Here is an 870-nt window from a genome sequence, read left to right as displayed (position 1 = left end):
TCAGGTGAAGTCTCTTCGTAACGTGGGTGCCCGCGACGAGTGTCTCGACCAGTGATCTTCCACCACAATCCACCACGGCCTCCCCCAACTGAAGGAGGGGAACGATCATGGAAGACACCACCGGCTATGACGTCTACCTCGGACTGGACGTCGGCAAGACCGCCCACCACGGCTGTGCGCTACTCACCGACGGCACCAAGGTGCACGACAAACCTCTACCCCAGGACGAAGCGCAGCTCACCGCCCTGTTCGACCAGCTCAAGACCCATGGCCGGGTCCTGCTGATCGTCGACCAGCCCAACACCATCGGCGCCCTACCGGTCGCGGTGGCCCGCGCCACCGACTGCGGTGTGGCCTACCTGCCTGGCCTGGCGATGCGAAAAGCCGCCGACCTGTACCCCGGCCAGTCGAAGACTGACCCCCGCGATGCGTTCATCATCGCCAACACCGCCCGCACGATGCCGCACACCTTGCGTGCTGTGGACCGCAACGACGAGGTTCTGTCAGCGTTGAAGATGCTCTCCGGGCTCGACGATGACATCGCCCGGGACTGCACCCGCACGATCAATCGACTGCGCAGTGTCCTGGTGCAGATCTACCCGTCGCTGGAACGGGTCCTGCCCGGGGATGTGATCCAGCGCCCGTTCGTCCTGGAACTGCTGATCCACTACGGCGGACCGACGAAGCTGAAGAAGTCGGGCAAGAACCGGGTGCTGACCTGGGCGCGCAACCACGCCAAGAAGAATCCGGACCGGCTGATCGAGGACATCTTCAAGGCCTTGGATGCTCAGACCCTCACGGTGCCCGGCACCGCGGCGGCAGAGGTCGCGATCCCGATGTTGGCGACGAACATCACGGCGTTGAAGGCCC

Annotated in this window: 1 protein-coding gene; it reads left to right on the top strand. The window is 64.3% G+C overall.

Going from position 1 to position 870, the window contains the following annotated elements:
* Nucleotides 1-107: 107 nt before the first annotated feature.
* Nucleotides 108-870, top strand: a 763-nt coding sequence (locus CVA01_RS14775) for an IS110 family transposase (protein ID WP_141331835.1), incomplete at its 3' end; no start/stop codon positions are given.

The organism is Corynebacterium variabile, from assembly GCF_006539825.1.
Lineage (GTDB): Bacteria > Actinomycetota > Actinomycetes > Mycobacteriales > Mycobacteriaceae > Corynebacterium > Corynebacterium variabile.
This window is presented reverse-complemented; position numbering and strand designations above follow the sequence as displayed.